Below are 14,152 nucleotides of genomic sequence, written 5' to 3' on the forward strand. Positions count from 1 at the left end.
GGGGTGACCGATGCGGCCGCGACGATCGATCCGTCAGCGGCTCCCCGGCCCGATAGCGAGCGGCCCACTTCGAGGCCGTGGCAGGTGAGACTTGCAAGCGTTCGGCCGCTCGACGAATCGTCCAGCCCTCCTCAACAATCAACACAGCAAGGCGACGACAGCCTTCAGGAGTCAACGGTGCATTAGGGTGGAACATGAAGACCTCCGGTTTTCAGATGCAGGTTGTGCTAACCCCATCTGTACCGGAGGTCTTCTTCCTACCGCGAGTGTTCACAACCTCCCGGGGAAGTACAGTTAGCTCTCTACCGCTTCGAGCAACTCCAGCCAACGGGATTCCTTGGTATCAATCTCTTCGCGGAGCTCGGAGGCTTGGGCTGTCAGGTCCGCAAGCCCTTCGAAATCTGTCTGGTCGTGAGTGGCCATTTTTTCTTCTAGCTCAGTGAGTTCGGTGTTGAGTTTCTCCAGTTTGCGCTCAATCGAGGACGCTTCTTTCCGCGCAGCGTGTTTCTCAGCCCCAGACAAGCCACGTGACTGCTCGTCACCGGCGACGTTGTCAGCGCCGGAGGAATTGTGTTGTTGCTGTTTCTGGTTCCTCGACGGTGTCGTCTTGGCTTGACTCTCAGCCTGTTCGGCCAGCTGGAGATACTGGTCGACGCCACCGGGCAAATGCCGAAAGGTCCCGTTGATGATGGCATATTGCTGATCGGTGACGCGCTCCAGCAGGTATCGGTCGTGGGAGACGACCAACAAAGTGCCAGGCCAGGAGTCCAGCACATCTTCCATAGCCGTCAGCATTTCGTGGTCCACGTCGTTGCTCGGTTCATCCAGGATCAACACGTTCGGTTCCGATAACAGCACCAACAAAAGTTGCAACCGTCGTTTCTGTCCTCCGGACAGGTCTCTGACCGGGGTGGACAGATGGTCACGACTGAACCCCAGCCGTTCCAATAATTGGGCCGGGGTGAAGTCTTTTCCGTCGATGGTGAATGAGGTTTTGGTACGTGCCAGGACGTCTCGGACCCGGTCGTTGCGAATCGTTTCGAGTTGCGAGAACTTCTGGTCGAGCACTCCCAATTTCACGGTTTTCCCACGTTTAATACGTCCGGAGTCCGGTTCGACGGTTCCGGCGATCAGCCCCAGCAGCGTGGACTTGCCGGCGCCGTTGGCGCCGAGAATTCCGGTGCGCTCCCCCGGTGCAATGCGCCAAGTGACATTGGTCAGCACGTGGGTCCCGTCATAGTCAACCGAAACATTCTCCAGATCCACCACATCTTTGCCCAATCGGGAGACGGCCAGCGCTTGAAGCTGAATCGAGTCACGAACTGGGGGCTCTTGAGAAATCAGCTCAGCGGCAGCGTCGAGCCGGAATTTGGGCTTCGAGGTCCGGGCCGGTGCCCCTCGACGAAGCCAAGCCAACTCCTTGCGCATCAAATTCTGACGTTTCGCCTCGGCGGCGGCAGCAATGCGTTGCCGTTCGACTTTCTGCAATACGTAGGCGGCGTAGCCGCCTTCAAAAGGCTCCACCATGCCGTCATGAACCTCCCACGTGTCCGTACACACCGCATCCAGAAACCACCGGTCGTGGGTGATGACCAACAGCCCGCCTTCATGAGCTGTCCAACGCTGATTGAGGTGATCGGCCAACCACCGAATCCCTTCCAAATCCAGGTGGTTGGTAGGCTCGTCCAGGCCAATCACGTCCCAGTCTTCGACCAACAACTGGGCCAGAGCCACGCGACGGCGTTGTCCACCCGAGAGCGTTGAGATCGCGGCGTTCCAGTTCAGATCGGCCACCAGCCCGGAAATGATCGAGCGGATGCGTGGGTGTGAGGCCCATTCGTACTCTGCCCGGCCTCCCACAATGCTGTAGCCCACCGTGTCCGCGCCACGCAACTCATCGGACTGGGTCAGCACACCGATTCGGAGCCCATTGCGGGTGGTGACCCGGCCGGTATCGGGACTCTGTTGTGAGGTAAGAATCGACAATAACGTTGATTTACCGTCGCCGTTTCGACCCACGATACCGATTCGTTGGCCTTCCGAGATACCCAGCGTCACCCCGTCCAACACGGTACGGGTTCCAAAAGTCATCGAGATATTTTCAGCACCAAGCAAGTGAGCCATCGACAGCGTCCCTCCTCTGTCCTGAACTACGTCAACATGACGAATCGGTCAGGTTAATACCGGTAAAACACTCTACAGAATGCGAGCGCCCGACCCCGGTGCGCTAATCGGGATGGAGGCGATCCCGCAACGTTCTTCTACCCGTGAGGCCAACTGCGTTGCGTCGTCGGCGTTACGGGCCAAGAACATCACGGTCGGTCCGGCCCCACAGATCATGGCAGCCAGAGCACCTTCTTGCATGCCTATATCCAGCACGTCGGAGAGCTCCGGCAACAGTGAGACGGCAGCGGCTTGCAGATCATTGTGCATGAGCAACGCGATCGTTTCCACGTCCCCACGAGTCAGAGCGTCCAGTAGTTCGGGATCAATTGCTGCGCACTCCCGTTGCGGTTGGATACCTTCCTCACGGAGGGAGGCGAGGTTGGCGTAGACCTCGCGCGGCGCGTAGACCGAAAAGGCTGGAACGATCACCAGGTTGAGGCTTGCCCGGGTCAGGATCGGCGACAATACATCACCGCGTTCCATCCCGACCGCTGCACCGCCCAGGATGGCAAACGGGACCTGGGTAGAGATTTCGGTTCCCAGCTGGGCCAGGTCCCGCCGTGACAGGTGCAGGTCCCACAGGGCAGCGCAGGCCATCAGTGCCGCCGCAGCGTCGGCCGCGCGACCACCCACTCCGCCTGCCAACGGCAAGTCTTTGGTCAAATACAGGTCAACCCCGTGAGTTTCCGGCTTAAGCTGCAACCGGCGTCGCAACAGGTCAGCTGCTTGAAAAACCACATTGGAATGGTCATCGGGGATATCAGCGGGATCGAGGATTCCGCGGGAGGAGTCGGAGATGGAGACGGTGATATGTTCGTCGTCACGGGCGACGGCGACGACCTCGTCACTGAGGGAGATCGCCAGTGAGATGGTGGCTAGCTGGTGGTAGAACGGGCTGAGCTGTTGCCCGACCTCGGTGGTGAGGTTAATCCTGCCCGGCGCGGTAACCGTGACGTGTCCGTAGAACTCTCCGGGACGTAGACTCATCCGCCGACTCCGAGGGTCTTGGACTGCTCAGCGATGGCGGCAAAATCTTCAATGCTGAGCACTTCCCCACGGGCCTGGGGGTTGAGGCCTGCTGCCCGCAGAATCCGTTCTGCTGAGGCACCAGAGCCGGCCCAGTTCGATAGTGCTGCCCGCAGGGTCTTGCGTCGCTGTGCGAACGCCTCGTCGATAACGGTGAAGACCTCGTTCCGAGATGCTGTGGTCTGGATTGGTTCGCGTTGGTGAAAATGCACAAGCCCGGATTTAATACGCGGTGCGGGCCAAAAAACGTGGGTTCCCACAGTTCCAGCGGAGCGTGCGGTAGCGTACCAGGCCAGTTTGGCAGAGGGAACTCCATAAATCTTGGTGCCCGGTGCCGCACAGAGCCGATCGGCGACTTCTTGTTGCACCATCACCAACCCGTGTCGGATGCTGGGCACTGACGCCAGAATGTGCAGGAGGACAGGGACCGCCACGTTATACGGCAGGTTTGCCACGAGCGCGGTCGGTGCTGAGTTGGTCGCAGTCGGGCGTACGTCATGGAGCTGGTCAGCATCAATCTGCAGAGCGTTTGCTTGCAGCACACTGGCACAACGCGACGCGCCAGGACGGAAGTGTTCTAGGGTCTCAAGCAACGCTGCGGCGGGGACCGGATCAATTTCGACCGCGGTCACCGCGGTGGCTTGGTCAAGCAGGCCCAGAGTCAACGAGCCCAGCCCGGGACCAATCTCTAAAACGTGCTCTGTGGGGTCAAGCTGTGCCTGATCAACAATTCGACGAATGGTGTTCGGATCGATGACGTAGTTCTGACCCCACGATTTCGTCGGGCGCAGCTGCAAATGCTCGGCAAGACGACGAATATCTGCGGCCGACAGCAGACGTTGGGCTTCAGCAGTCACAGTCATCATTTTAGTGGTATTTACCACCTCACTTGACCACACGAAAGAGCTCGAGCACCTCTTGAGAGATGCTCGAGCTCTTTCGTGGTCCTGACCGTTGCGGTCAGCCCAGAGTGTTATTAGCGCAGCCCCAGGGAACGCGAGCAAGCTGGCCACTGGCCCCAGCCAGACTGACGTTGCAACTTGCTAGCAATTTCAATCTGCTGGGCCGGAGTGGCTTTATCAGCAGTCGGCGCGTACTTGGTGCCACCCATGGCTTTCCAGGTGGGACCGGAGAACTGCAGGCCACCGTAGTAGCCGTTACCACTGTTGGTCGACCAATTGCCACCGGACTCGCACTGGGCCAGTTTCGCCCAGACACCAGAGCTGGGAGCCGCACCGCCGGAGCTGGAGGACTCTTCAGAATCATCCGAGGAGGAATCCTCTGAGTCATCATCGGAGGAGGTGGACGACGATGATGAGGAAGACGAGGAAGTAGACGATGAAGAGCTAGCCTGCTGCTCTTTCTCCTTGGTGCCGACCTTCACGACTTCGTCGGTCGGTTCTTTGGTGATTTGACGGTGGGTCTCTTCGCGGGACGATTCTTCGCCGTCGATCACGGTGACGGTGTAGGTGACTTCAGCGGTGCCGTTTTCACCTTTGGTCTCTACCTTGGTCTTTCCCTTTTCCAGGCTGTCGTCGTTTTCACGAACGGTTTCGTACTCAATCGTTTCTTCTTCGACAACCTCTTCGGTGGTGACAACCTGCACGGTGATTTTGTCACCGGTGGAGATCTTAGTGTCGGTGGAAGGGCTCACTTTGTCCTTCTCGCCGACCTCGATGCCGGACAAGCTCAGAGCCTCCCCGACAGTATCGGCGTACACCGCGTAGTTTTCGGTTTCACCGGCACGGGTCACCTCCACAACAGTGGGTGCTGCCGGGATGAAGTCGGTTAGTGGCTGAACGCTGGAGGCCAGATCGATATCGAGTGCTTCCCCTTGGCCAGAGTTCTGCTGATCCTGTGCCTGAGCGCTTCCGTTGTTCTGAGTCAGGATGAAAGCTGCTAGCCCGCCCAGAACCAGCGCAAGCGCTGCCAGCTGCGCGACGAGCTTGCTCACGCTACTACTAAATACTCGTGACATGAAAAGGTGTTCCAATGCTTCGGGTAGGTGATGGTTAGCGACCAACGAGAGATCTGAAAATTGGGGAAGCCCTCAACAAAGGGGGTGTCCCTCGTCGACATTCCAATACGATAACGGAAAGATAACGAAGGTCTCAACTCTATAACGATTTTTGTGAACAACACACCGTTGCCGAGGGTTGACTGACGGTATCCTCGCATCACCGTTGCCGAACCGAAATCTAGGAAAAATCCCCGTAAACACGCCGAGTATTGGCCATCACCTGTTCGCACATCTGCTGTTCACCAGTACCACGCACCTCAGCGATTTTTCGTAACGTCAGTGGCGTCATATACGGAGCATTAGGCCGTCCCCGACGCGGATGAGGAGTCAAGAACGGAGAATCTGTCTCGGTCAGGATCAGCTCTGGCCGTGCCAGGGCTGCAGCCTCTCGCAGGCGGTCATTCGCGTTAAAAGTCACCGGACCTGAAAAAGACATGTACCAACCGTGTTCGTTACAAATGTCGGCCAGCTCGGGCCCTGCTGAAAACGCATGAAAAACCACGTGTTCGGGGCGTTGCGGCATAGACAGCAGAATCTCGACAACATCCTCATGCGCCTCGCGGTCGTGGATTTGTACTGCTTTACCCAACTGAACTGCCAGCTCCACGTGTTTTCGGAAGGAATATTGTTGCGCTTCGTGGCCTTTTGCACCAGTACGGTAATAATCGAGCCCGGTCTCTCCCACCGCCCTGACGCGAGGATGCCGGGCCATCTCTGCAATAGCCTCAATGGCCCGCTCCAGCCCGGCCCGGCCTTGCTGATCCCAGATCTCGGCAGCTTCATTAGGGTGCAGGGCCACGGCCCCGAGTAAGCGCTGGTGAGTCTCGATGGACTCAAGAGTGAACCGCGCCGAGTCCAGATCACAGCCGACTTGGATTACCCCGGCTACACCAACGGACTCGGCAGTATCGAGTGCATCAGCAATGGAGACCTCGACGAGTCCATCACGAAAATCCAGGTGAGCGTGGTTGTCGATGATCGGCGAGACCAAAGGTTCCGGCGCTTTCGGGTAGACCAGCACCCGCTGCTTTCCGGTGTATTCATCCACGGTGTCACGACGTGGGCCATCCCCTTCGGACACAGTGTCTATGACTCCGGGACGGGCAGGATCAGGCCAGTGCACCCGATAGGCCTCGGGCACTCCGGTCTGATCGTACTTTTTCGACTTCTTCGAACTCATCATTTCCTTACCACGCGTGAGCACGGACAACGGTAGATCGGAGTCACCTCCCACTCCGATCATGACTCCGTTCCTGACGGTTTGACGGCTATGCAAGCACCAGATCTGTAGTGTACTCTCCGCCCATGACCACTCCCGTTCTACGGGGCACAGGGTCGCATTGACAGCGGTGTATTGAGGAAGAACTAGACTGAGAAGTGACCCTACAGATCAGGTCGTGACCGCGCGTCACGGCTGTGATTTAACGTGGCCCCGATCCTCAGGAGGAACCGTGACCGAATGGTCCAAACCCAAACCGGCTTCCCGCGTCGTGCTTCAGGCCGGTGCAGCCGTTCCCGCAGCCACACCCCACGCCCAGTCAGGTGTGAAATGGGTTGAAGAACCCACCGAGTTTGACGCGATCTTATTGGCTTCCTACGGCGGGCCCAATGGCCAGGACGACGTCATTCCGTTCTTGCGCAATGTGACTGCCGGTCGCGGCATCCCCGACGAGCGTTTAGAAGAAGTCGCCGTACACTACCGCGAGCGCGGTGGTGTCAGCCCGATCAACGAACAGAACTTGGCGCTGAAAGAAGCCCTGGAGAAGGAACTGGTTGCCCGCGGTATTGACCTGCCGATCTACTTCGGCAACCGCAACTGGGAGCCCTACTTCACCGAGGCCATCCACCAGGCTCACGCCGACGCGCAGGCTCGCAAGACCGACCACACCGAAGACGGTGCGAAACCAGAGCCGACCAAGATCTTTGCCCTGGTGACCTCGGCCTACTCGACGTACTCCTCCAATCGCCAATACCGCGAGGATTTCGCCGACGCGCTGGAGTACCTAGGCCTGTGGAATGAAGTCCAGATCGATAAGATCCGGGCATTCTTCGACCACCCCGGTTTCGTCACCCCCTTCATCGAAGACACCATCGCCAAGGTGCGCGAGCTGCAGACCGAGACCCCGGACTTGGACCTGCAACGCGATGTGGAGTTCATGTTCGCTGGCCACTCGATTCCGCTGACCCACAATGAGGTCTCAGACGAGTCCGATGAGCACGACCCCGAGGTGCGCGGTACCTACGAGCAACAGCACGTGGCCGTGGCTGAACTCATCGTTGACGCTGTCCTGAAGGAGTTCGGTGTTCCCGAGATCTCCTGGCAGTCGGTGTGGCAGTCGGAGTCGGGCCCGGCCTGGCAGAAGTGGCTGGAACCAGACATTGGAGATGCCATTAGCGAACTCGACGAGTCGAAGAAGGCCATCATCGTCGTTCCGGTCACCTTCTTGTCTGATCACATGGAAGTCTGGTGGGACCTGGATAACGAGGCGAAAGAGGAAGCCGAGGGGCGCGGACTGATCTTCAAACGCGTCGCCACTCCGGGCACCCACCCCGAATTCGTCTCGGCCCTCGTCGACCTGGTGGAAGAACGCCTGAAAGGTACCCCGGCAGATCAGCGCCCGGCATTGACCTCCTACGGTCCCGGTTATGACGTTGCACGGGCCCGGCGTGCCGCTGGTTCAGGTGGCTTCCGTGCCAGTGTGGGGGGCCTGCTCCCCTAGCGCCCTGCCCGACCGACGATGAATTCCTCGTCACAGCCCCGGAAGACACAGTCCACCCCAGACCGGTCACCAGCCGGCAGGTCACTGAGTGTCCGGGGCTGATCTGTCGGAGCTAACCCCTGGTCGCAGGAGATCACCGACGTTGTTGGTAGAGGTTGTACAGCGTCCGGGCCGAACCGCCGTATCCGTGTGCGATCTGTTTGGTGGCGTCTTTAGCGCGCATCCCGGTAGCAACCAATTCGTCCACGAGCCGTAGCTGTTGTTCGTCATCGAGTTCGACCCGTCGGTTGTCAGCTGGAGCCAGTAAGAGCACAAACTCTCCGCGAAGCGTCGCCGTCTGTGTCCAACCCAATAACTCACGCAAGGAGGCGGTCACCACTTCTTCGTGCCGTTTCGTCAATTCCCGGGCCACGCACCCGATCTGATCTTCGCCAAAGACCTCAGTCATCACCTGTAGCGTATCGACCACTCGGTGGGGGGACTCAAAGAAAATCAGCGTGCGCGGTTGATCCTGAAGATCCGTCAAGAACCGGGTTTTCTCGCCGTGTTTTTTCGGAACAAACCCTTCGAAGCTAAACCGATCGCTCGGCAATCCCGAGACTGCTAGCGCGGTCGTGACCGCGCTAGCCCCCGGGGCGCAGGTCACGGTCAACCCGTCTTGTACCGCCGCCTGCACCAGACGGAAACCAGGGTCTGACACCACCGGCATGCCAGCATCGGTCACCACCGCAACCGTGGCCCCTTGGCGTACTTTCTCCAGTAGCTCCGGGGTGGACCGTTGTTCATTATGATCGTGGTGGCTGATGAGTTGACCACGAATCTCCACTCCCAGGGCAGTAGCTAACCGTTGAGTGGTGCGGGTGTCTTCGGCGGCGATAATCTCGGCGCTAGCCAGCACGGTCCGTAGCCGGTCAGTGGCGTCCTGCAGGTTTCCGATCGGCGTCGCGACCAACACAATCTGGCCCTCGCCCGCCTGGTGCAAGTCATGAGCTTCGGTGTCTGGGCCACCCTTCATTGATCCCCTCTCAATACTTCTCCCGCAAATGCCGTACCGCCGGGTGTTCTCACGTACGATGTTCTGTGTGTCGTCGACAGAAACTCCCGCTCCCACAGCCAGGCAAGGTGCTCGCCCCACCTGGCTCGATTCTATCGACCATGCCTATACCGACACGGTGCTTCGTGCTCGATTACTGGGTGAGAAACTGCCCACCCAGCGGTGGGAATGGATTCTGATTTTGGCGGTCGCTGCCGTGGCCGCGCTGTTGCGATTCCACCGTCTCGACCACCCACACAAGTTGATCTTTGACGAAACCTACTACGTCAAAGACGCCTACTCCTTGTTGCACTTCGGTGTGGAGATGGAGTGGGAAGAAGACATCAACGACGCCTTTATCGCCGGTGAGGCCGAACCGCTCAATGAGCCCGCCTATGTGGTCCACCCACCCTTGGGCAAATGGCTGATCGGCCTGGGGATGCTGCTGTTTGGTAGCGATAACGGGTTCGGCTGGCGCTTTTCCTCGGCGATGGTCGGAACCTTGTCGGTGCTGATTTTGTCACTGATCGCCTGGAAAATCTTTCATTCTTCCTTTTTAGGCGCCACCGCGGGATTATTGATGGCTGTCGACGGCCACCACCTGGTCATGTCCCGGACCGGTCTGCTGGATATCTTCTTGTCCTTCTTCGTCCTGGCTGGTTTCGGCGCCCTGGTCTTAGACCGTGATCATGGACGACGGCAACTCGCCGACACAATCAGCTCCGCCTATCGCAGCGGAACCCTGTCCCAGGTACTGGGCTACGGACCGATGATCTGGTGGCGTCCGTGGCGCATTGTGGCCGGCATTTTGTTGGCAGCCGGGTGTTCGGTGAAGCTCTCCGGACTAGCATTCGTGGCAATCTTCGGGCTGATGACGGTGTTCTGGGACCTCAACGCCCGTCGCGTGGTCGGGATCAGGCGCTGGGCGCTGGGCGGAATTCTCCGCGATGGTCTGTGGGCATTCGTCTGCGTGGTCGGAGTTGGATTCCTGACCTATCTGGCCACCTGGACCGGCTGGTTTGTCTCCTCCCGGGGCTATCACCGTCACTGGGCCGAGGACAACCCTGCCGAATCGTGGCTGGGATCGCTCATCCCTGACACGTTGCGCTCTTGGTTCCACTACCATCGTGCCTCCACCGACTTCCATACCGGTCTGGATTCGGGACACAACTACGCTTCGTCGCCGTGGACCTGGCCCTTTATGGGCCGGCCGGTCTCCTTCCACTACGAATCCACCGACGACGGTTCGGGTGATTGCGGGGCAGCACACTGTTCGGAAGCTATCCTGGATCTGGCCAACCCCATCCTGTGGTGGTCGGGCACGGTGGCCATTATTATCCTCACGGTGGTGTGGTTTGCCAAGCGCGACTGGCGCGTCGGCGCCATCTTGGGTGCCTATGTGGCCGGACAACTGGTCTGGGTGCTCTGGCCGGAGCGGACGATGTTCTTCTTCTACACCATCGCTTACGAGCCCTTCCTGATTCTGGCCATCGTCTATTGCCTAGGCTGGTTGTTGCGGTGGGAAACCGGCCACAATCCCCGAGCCAAAACCCGAAATCTGGTCATTGTCCTAGGTTATATTCTGGTGATTATGCTGGTCTCAGCGTTCTTTATGCCGATCTGGACCGCCGAAGAGATTCCCTATGATCAATGGCGGTGGCGGATGTGGATTCAGTCCTGGATTTAATTCGGTGAGAACCGCTGATCAACGATGCGTCTTAACCGTTCAGCGAGAGTAGAGAAGGAACCCATGCGGTACGTAAACGCCCAGTTGAAAGTCTCCCTTCCCGAAGACTCCAATCTCACCGATTTGGTACTGAAAACCGCCCACCACAGCCCCGAGGCTCCCGCCTACGCGCTCTCCAACGGCATCGGAGGCTGGATCGATGTGAGCTATCGCGAATTTCTAGATCGCGTCCGGGCGGTCGCCAAAGGCCTCATTGCCCGTGGCATCAAACCCGGCGACCTCGTTGCTGTGTTAGCTCCGACGTCCTATCAGTGGGCCGTGATTGACCAGGCCCTATGGTTTGCCGGAGCGATCTCAGTGCCAATCTATGACACCTCCTCCCCGGCCCAGATTAGTCATATTCTCTCCGATTCCGGGACCACGGTGATCTTGCACCAGGGCACACTACAGGCCCAGGCGGCTGAGAAAGCGGTTGATGAGCTGAACCAGTCCGCCACCGATTCCACCCGCATCGAACGGCTGGCTCTCGACGAGGACCTCTTCGATGCACTGACGACCGACGGCGAGACCATCTCCGATGAGCAGCTCGAGCAGGCCCGTTCCGCCGCTACGCTCTCAGACCCGGCTACCATTGTCTATACGTCCGGGACCACCGGTAGCCCCAAGGGCACCATCATCACACACGGGAATCTTGCCTTGGGCGCAGCCAATCTGCTGGAGTACACCAGTGAGATCCTGGCCGCACCGGAAAATCGGACCCTGATGTTTCTACCGTTGGCCCATATTCTGGCACGTGCGGTGCAGTTTGGTTGTTTGGTGGGCAAGATTCAGATTGCCCATACCCCCAACCTGGGCTACCTGTTGCGGGATATCGGATCCTTCCGCCCAACCTGGTTGTTGCTGGTTCCGCGCATGTTGGAGAAGATCGAGGCCGGCATCATCAACAAGGCCCGAGAAGGGGGCCAGGAGAAGATCGTCCGCGCTGCCCGCCAGGTCGCTATTGAGTACTCTACTGCCTGCGACGCTCAACAACGCGGAGAAGGCTCCGGTCCGTCCATGGCATTGAAGCTCAAGCACAAGGTGTTTGACAAGCTCGTCTTTTCCAAGATCCGAGCGCTGATGGGTGGCAATGCCCGAGTGGCGATCTCCGGTGCCAGCCCGCTGCATCCCGAACTGGCGCACTTCTTTTCCGGTATGGGAATTCGCGTCAAAGAGGGCTATGGCCTGACCGAGTCCACCGCCCCGGCGACGGTGAATGTTCCCGGCGTTACCCGCATTGGTTCCGTGGGCCGACCCATGCACGGCATGGAAGTCCAGCTGGCCGACGACGATGAGATTCTATTGCGCGGTATTGCGGTCACTCCCGGCTACTACGGGGCACAGGCTTCCGGCGAATCCGCCGTCGATGAGCACGGCTGGTTCCACACCGGTGATATTGGTCGCCTGGATAACCAGGGCTACCTATATGTCACCGGCCGGAAGAAGGAACTGCTCGTGACCGCAGGCGGAAAGAACGTCGCACCTACTCCCCTGGAAGAAGCCATCCGCACCTGCGAGCTGGTCGACCAGGCTGTTGTGGTGGGCAATAACCGTCCGTTTGTGGGTGCGCTGATCGCACTAGATACCGATGCGCTAAAGCACTGGTGCGAACAGCACGACCGGCATCCGCTCAGCTTGACTGAGGCGGCCACCGATGAGCAGGTCCGCGAGGAGATCCAGCAGTATATCGATCAGGCCAACGAGTCGGTGTCTCGGGCAGAGTCGGTCCGGAAGTTTAAGATCATCTCCGCCGAGCTGACCCAGGAAGCCGGCTATGTCACTCCAGCGGCTAAGCTCCAGCGCAACCGGGTCATTGAGGACTTCCAGGACCAGATCGAGAGCCTGTACTCCTCCGGCTCTGCCAGGAATTTATAGCGTACTACTTAACGCCCAGGGCGAGATCCTTCTTCCAAACTGACCTCGGTGACCTTCCCGTCGGTCGTCGGCCACTGCTGGCGGGCTGCCAGCATCATCAGCTGGGTTTGGGCGGAGCGCTTTTTCCGGCGCTTCGTCGGCCAGGTTGCCACCAGCGTGATCACCGCGGTCAACACCGTCAGCGCTCCGACGGCGAGACCGGCGTCGATCCAGAACTGATTGGGGTACAACCGGATCAGGGTATCGGAAGCGTAGAAAGTCCACGTTCCGTCAGCGAAGAACAGCGCGTGGAAGCCGGCGAAGAAATCCTGCCAGGCGATGATGGCCAGCACGCCTAGAACCACGATCACGAGCAACAGCCAGATGCTGGCCGCAAACAGTGAACGGCGAACGGCGCCTTTCGAGATCCGAGAGAGCACCACCATGATGATCGCCGAAGCGATGACCAATACGGCTCCGATCAGCATCGAGGTTAGCATCACCGACTTGACGTCTGCCATGTGAGAGACCTCGTCCTGGGTGAACAGTGGTGACCCATCGGCGAAGGTCAATGACGCCAGGTAGTTGGGTGAGGCGAGGTTAAACAGGTAATCCAACCCATAGGAACCGTAGTCGAGCCGTTCAGTGGTCGTCAGGCCAAAGTCATCGGCGGGGAACCCGGGTCGGTGGTATTCAATCCAGAGAAATAAGGGTGAAGCCACGGCGCGAATGACCACGGTTAAGAAGGCAATGGGGGCAATGATTGCCAGCACAGTTTGCAGGATCCGGGAGAGAGTCTTGGGTCCTTCAAGTGCTTGGGCGCGGGCAGCAAGACGCGCCTGCGCGTCTGTGAGGAGGCGTTGTTGTTCGGCTACCCGATCTTCCCGGGTGTCTGCCGGTAGACCGTCGTGGTCTGCCAGCAGGTTGTGCTGCGTTCCGGTTGCTGTTGCTGGTTCAGCAACAGGGGTAGCACCAGCGACGGCGGCAACGTCAGGAGCCCCCGTAGCTTCGGGCTGAGGTAGCTCACCCTGCGCGTTGGGCCGTCGCCGGCTGGCCCGGGTTTCGTGCACCGTTTCAGACTCGGCCATCGTGGTGCTGTTGCTTACTCCATCGTCGAGAGCCTGAGTACGGTCGAGCGAGGACCTGTCGTCATGGTCTTTGAGGAAGTTCGGCATGGCAGTGGTGGCGGCGGTCGTGGCCGATCCGGAGTCGTGAGGGTCCGCCGGAGGGGTTGTCCGAGACGAGTCATCAGAGTCCCGGGGGGCGGATGAGGGCTCAGCGTCAGGCTGGAGGGTCTGGATTGGGTGGGTGGGTTGATCCACCGAGTCATGACTCACCGTGTCCTGTTCGGAGAGCTGGCTGTAGAGCGGGGTTGATTCCGAGGTGTCCCGGGTGGACTGTGGTGACGATGCTGTGGGAGAGGACTCGGTCGTGTTCTGCTCGTCCGCGCTCTCAGCGTCGTCGGGTTCCTGAAAACGGGCGTAGTCAATGCCAGATTCAAACTCTGGGGCCTCATCGGGGGTGGGTGATGTTTTGTCAGACATCGACAAGAAACCTCTTTCCGCGGCGCGGGTGAATAGCAACGGGTAGCACTCGTTGTCCCCCAC

The 14,152-nt window shown here is 59.2% G+C and carries 11 protein-coding genes; 3 read left to right on the forward strand and 8 right to left on the reverse strand.

Features of this window, described 5'->3' with window-relative positions:
- The 6 genes from DCC24_RS08995 to DCC24_RS09020 all read right to left on the reverse strand — a co-directional run.
- Window positions 1-196 (reverse strand): leucine zipper domain-containing protein (locus tag DCC24_RS08995; protein WP_146206309.1); only part of this gene is annotated, 196 nt, incomplete at its 3' end.
- Between the two features lie 98 nt (window positions 197-294).
- The gene (locus DCC24_RS09000) at window positions 295-2,124 is read right to left on the reverse strand and encodes an ABC-F family ATP-binding cassette domain-containing protein (protein WP_110099598.1); all 1,830 of its coding nucleotides are present in this window, start codon (window positions 2,122-2,124) and stop codon (window positions 295-297) included.
- Window positions 2,125-2,196: 72 nt separating this feature from the next.
- Entirely contained in the window at window positions 2,197-3,153 is a 957-nt protein-coding gene (locus DCC24_RS09005; RefSeq protein ID WP_110099599.1) for a 4-(cytidine 5'-diphospho)-2-C-methyl-D-erythritol kinase, read from the reverse strand.
- A complete protein-coding gene (gene rsmA, locus DCC24_RS09010; RefSeq protein WP_369860167.1) occupies window positions 3,150-4,058 on the reverse strand; it encodes a 16S rRNA (adenine(1518)-N(6)/adenine(1519)-N(6))-dimethyltransferase RsmA in 909 nt (302 codons plus the stop codon). Before rsmA ends, DCC24_RS09005 begins: the two co-directional genes overlap by 4 nt.
- 110 nt (window positions 4,059-4,168) lie before the next feature.
- Window positions 4,169-5,146, reverse strand: a complete 978-nt coding sequence (locus tag DCC24_RS12560) for a resuscitation-promoting factor (RefSeq protein WP_158524643.1) — start codon at window positions 5,144-5,146, stop codon at window positions 4,169-4,171.
- Window positions 5,147-5,390: 244 nt separating this feature from the next.
- On the reverse strand, window positions 5,391-6,455 hold the full coding sequence (locus tag DCC24_RS09020) for a TatD family hydrolase (RefSeq protein WP_233487942.1): 1,065 nt from the start codon (window positions 6,453-6,455) through the stop codon (window positions 5,391-5,393).
- A gap of 208 nt (window positions 6,456-6,663) precedes the next feature.
- On the opposite strand from DCC24_RS09020, the gene DCC24_RS09025 reads away from it, so the two are divergent.
- Complete coding sequence (locus DCC24_RS09025) at window positions 6,664-7,932, forward strand: ferrochelatase (RefSeq protein WP_110099601.1); 1,269 nt, start codon at window positions 6,664-6,666, stop codon at window positions 7,930-7,932.
- Window positions 7,933-8,065: 133 nt separating this feature from the next.
- Here DCC24_RS09025 and rsmI read toward each other — a convergent pair whose 3' ends face one another.
- Window positions 8,066-8,947 (reverse strand): 16S rRNA (cytidine(1402)-2'-O)-methyltransferase, encoded by an 882-nt coding sequence (rsmI, locus tag DCC24_RS09030; protein ID WP_110099602.1) that lies wholly within the window; start codon window positions 8,945-8,947, stop codon window positions 8,066-8,068.
- Between the two features lie 67 nt (window positions 8,948-9,014).
- On the opposite strand from rsmI, the gene DCC24_RS09035 reads away from it, so the two are divergent.
- Window positions 9,015-10,652, forward strand: coding sequence for a dolichyl-phosphate-mannose--protein mannosyltransferase (locus DCC24_RS09035; RefSeq protein WP_233492047.1), 1,638 nt, complete (start codon window positions 9,015-9,017; stop codon window positions 10,650-10,652).
- A 63-nt stretch (window positions 10,653-10,715) separates the two neighbouring features.
- Window positions 10,716-12,566: a long-chain fatty acid--CoA ligase gene (locus DCC24_RS09040; protein WP_110099603.1), complete on the forward strand. Its 1,851-nt coding sequence runs from the start codon at window positions 10,716-10,718 to the stop codon at window positions 12,564-12,566.
- A gap of 8 nt (window positions 12,567-12,574) precedes the next feature.
- Here DCC24_RS09040 and DCC24_RS09045 read toward each other — a convergent pair whose 3' ends face one another.
- Window positions 12,575-14,089, reverse strand: a complete 1,515-nt coding sequence (locus DCC24_RS09045; RefSeq protein WP_158524644.1) for a TIGR01906 family membrane protein — start codon at window positions 14,087-14,089, stop codon at window positions 12,575-12,577.
- Between the last annotated feature and the right edge of the window lie 63 nt (window positions 14,090-14,152).

This window comes from Auritidibacter sp. NML100628, assembly GCF_003185985.1.
GTDB classification, from domain to species: Bacteria; Actinomycetota; Actinomycetes; order Actinomycetales; family Micrococcaceae; genus Auritidibacter; species Auritidibacter ignavus.

Bases quoted from the DNA above. Each gene is read 5' to 3' on its own strand.
- rsmA (WP_369860167.1), bottom strand. From the start codon at position 4,058: ATGATGACTGTGACTGCTGAAGCCCAACGTCTGCTGTCGGCCGCAGAT.
- DCC24_RS09045 (WP_158524644.1), bottom strand. From the start codon at position 14,089: ATGTCTGACAAAACATCACCCACCCCCGATGAGGCCCCAGAGTTTGAA.
- DCC24_RS09005 (WP_110099599.1), bottom strand. From the start codon at position 3,153: ATGAGTCTACGTCCCGGAGAGTTCTACGGACACGTCACGGTTACCGCG.
- rsmI (WP_110099602.1), bottom strand. From the start codon at position 8,947: ATGAAGGGTGGCCCAGACACCGAAGCTCATGACTTGCACCAGGCGGGC.
- DCC24_RS09020 (WP_233487942.1), bottom strand. From the start codon at position 6,455: ATGATCGGAGTGGGAGGTGACTCCGATCTACCGTTGTCCGTGCTCACG.
- DCC24_RS09040 (WP_110099603.1), top strand. From the start codon at position 10,716: ATGCGGTACGTAAACGCCCAGTTGAAAGTCTCCCTTCCCGAAGACTCC.
- DCC24_RS09000 (WP_110099598.1), bottom strand. From the start codon at position 2,124: ATGGCTCACTTGCTTGGTGCTGAAAATATCTCGATGACTTTTGGAACC.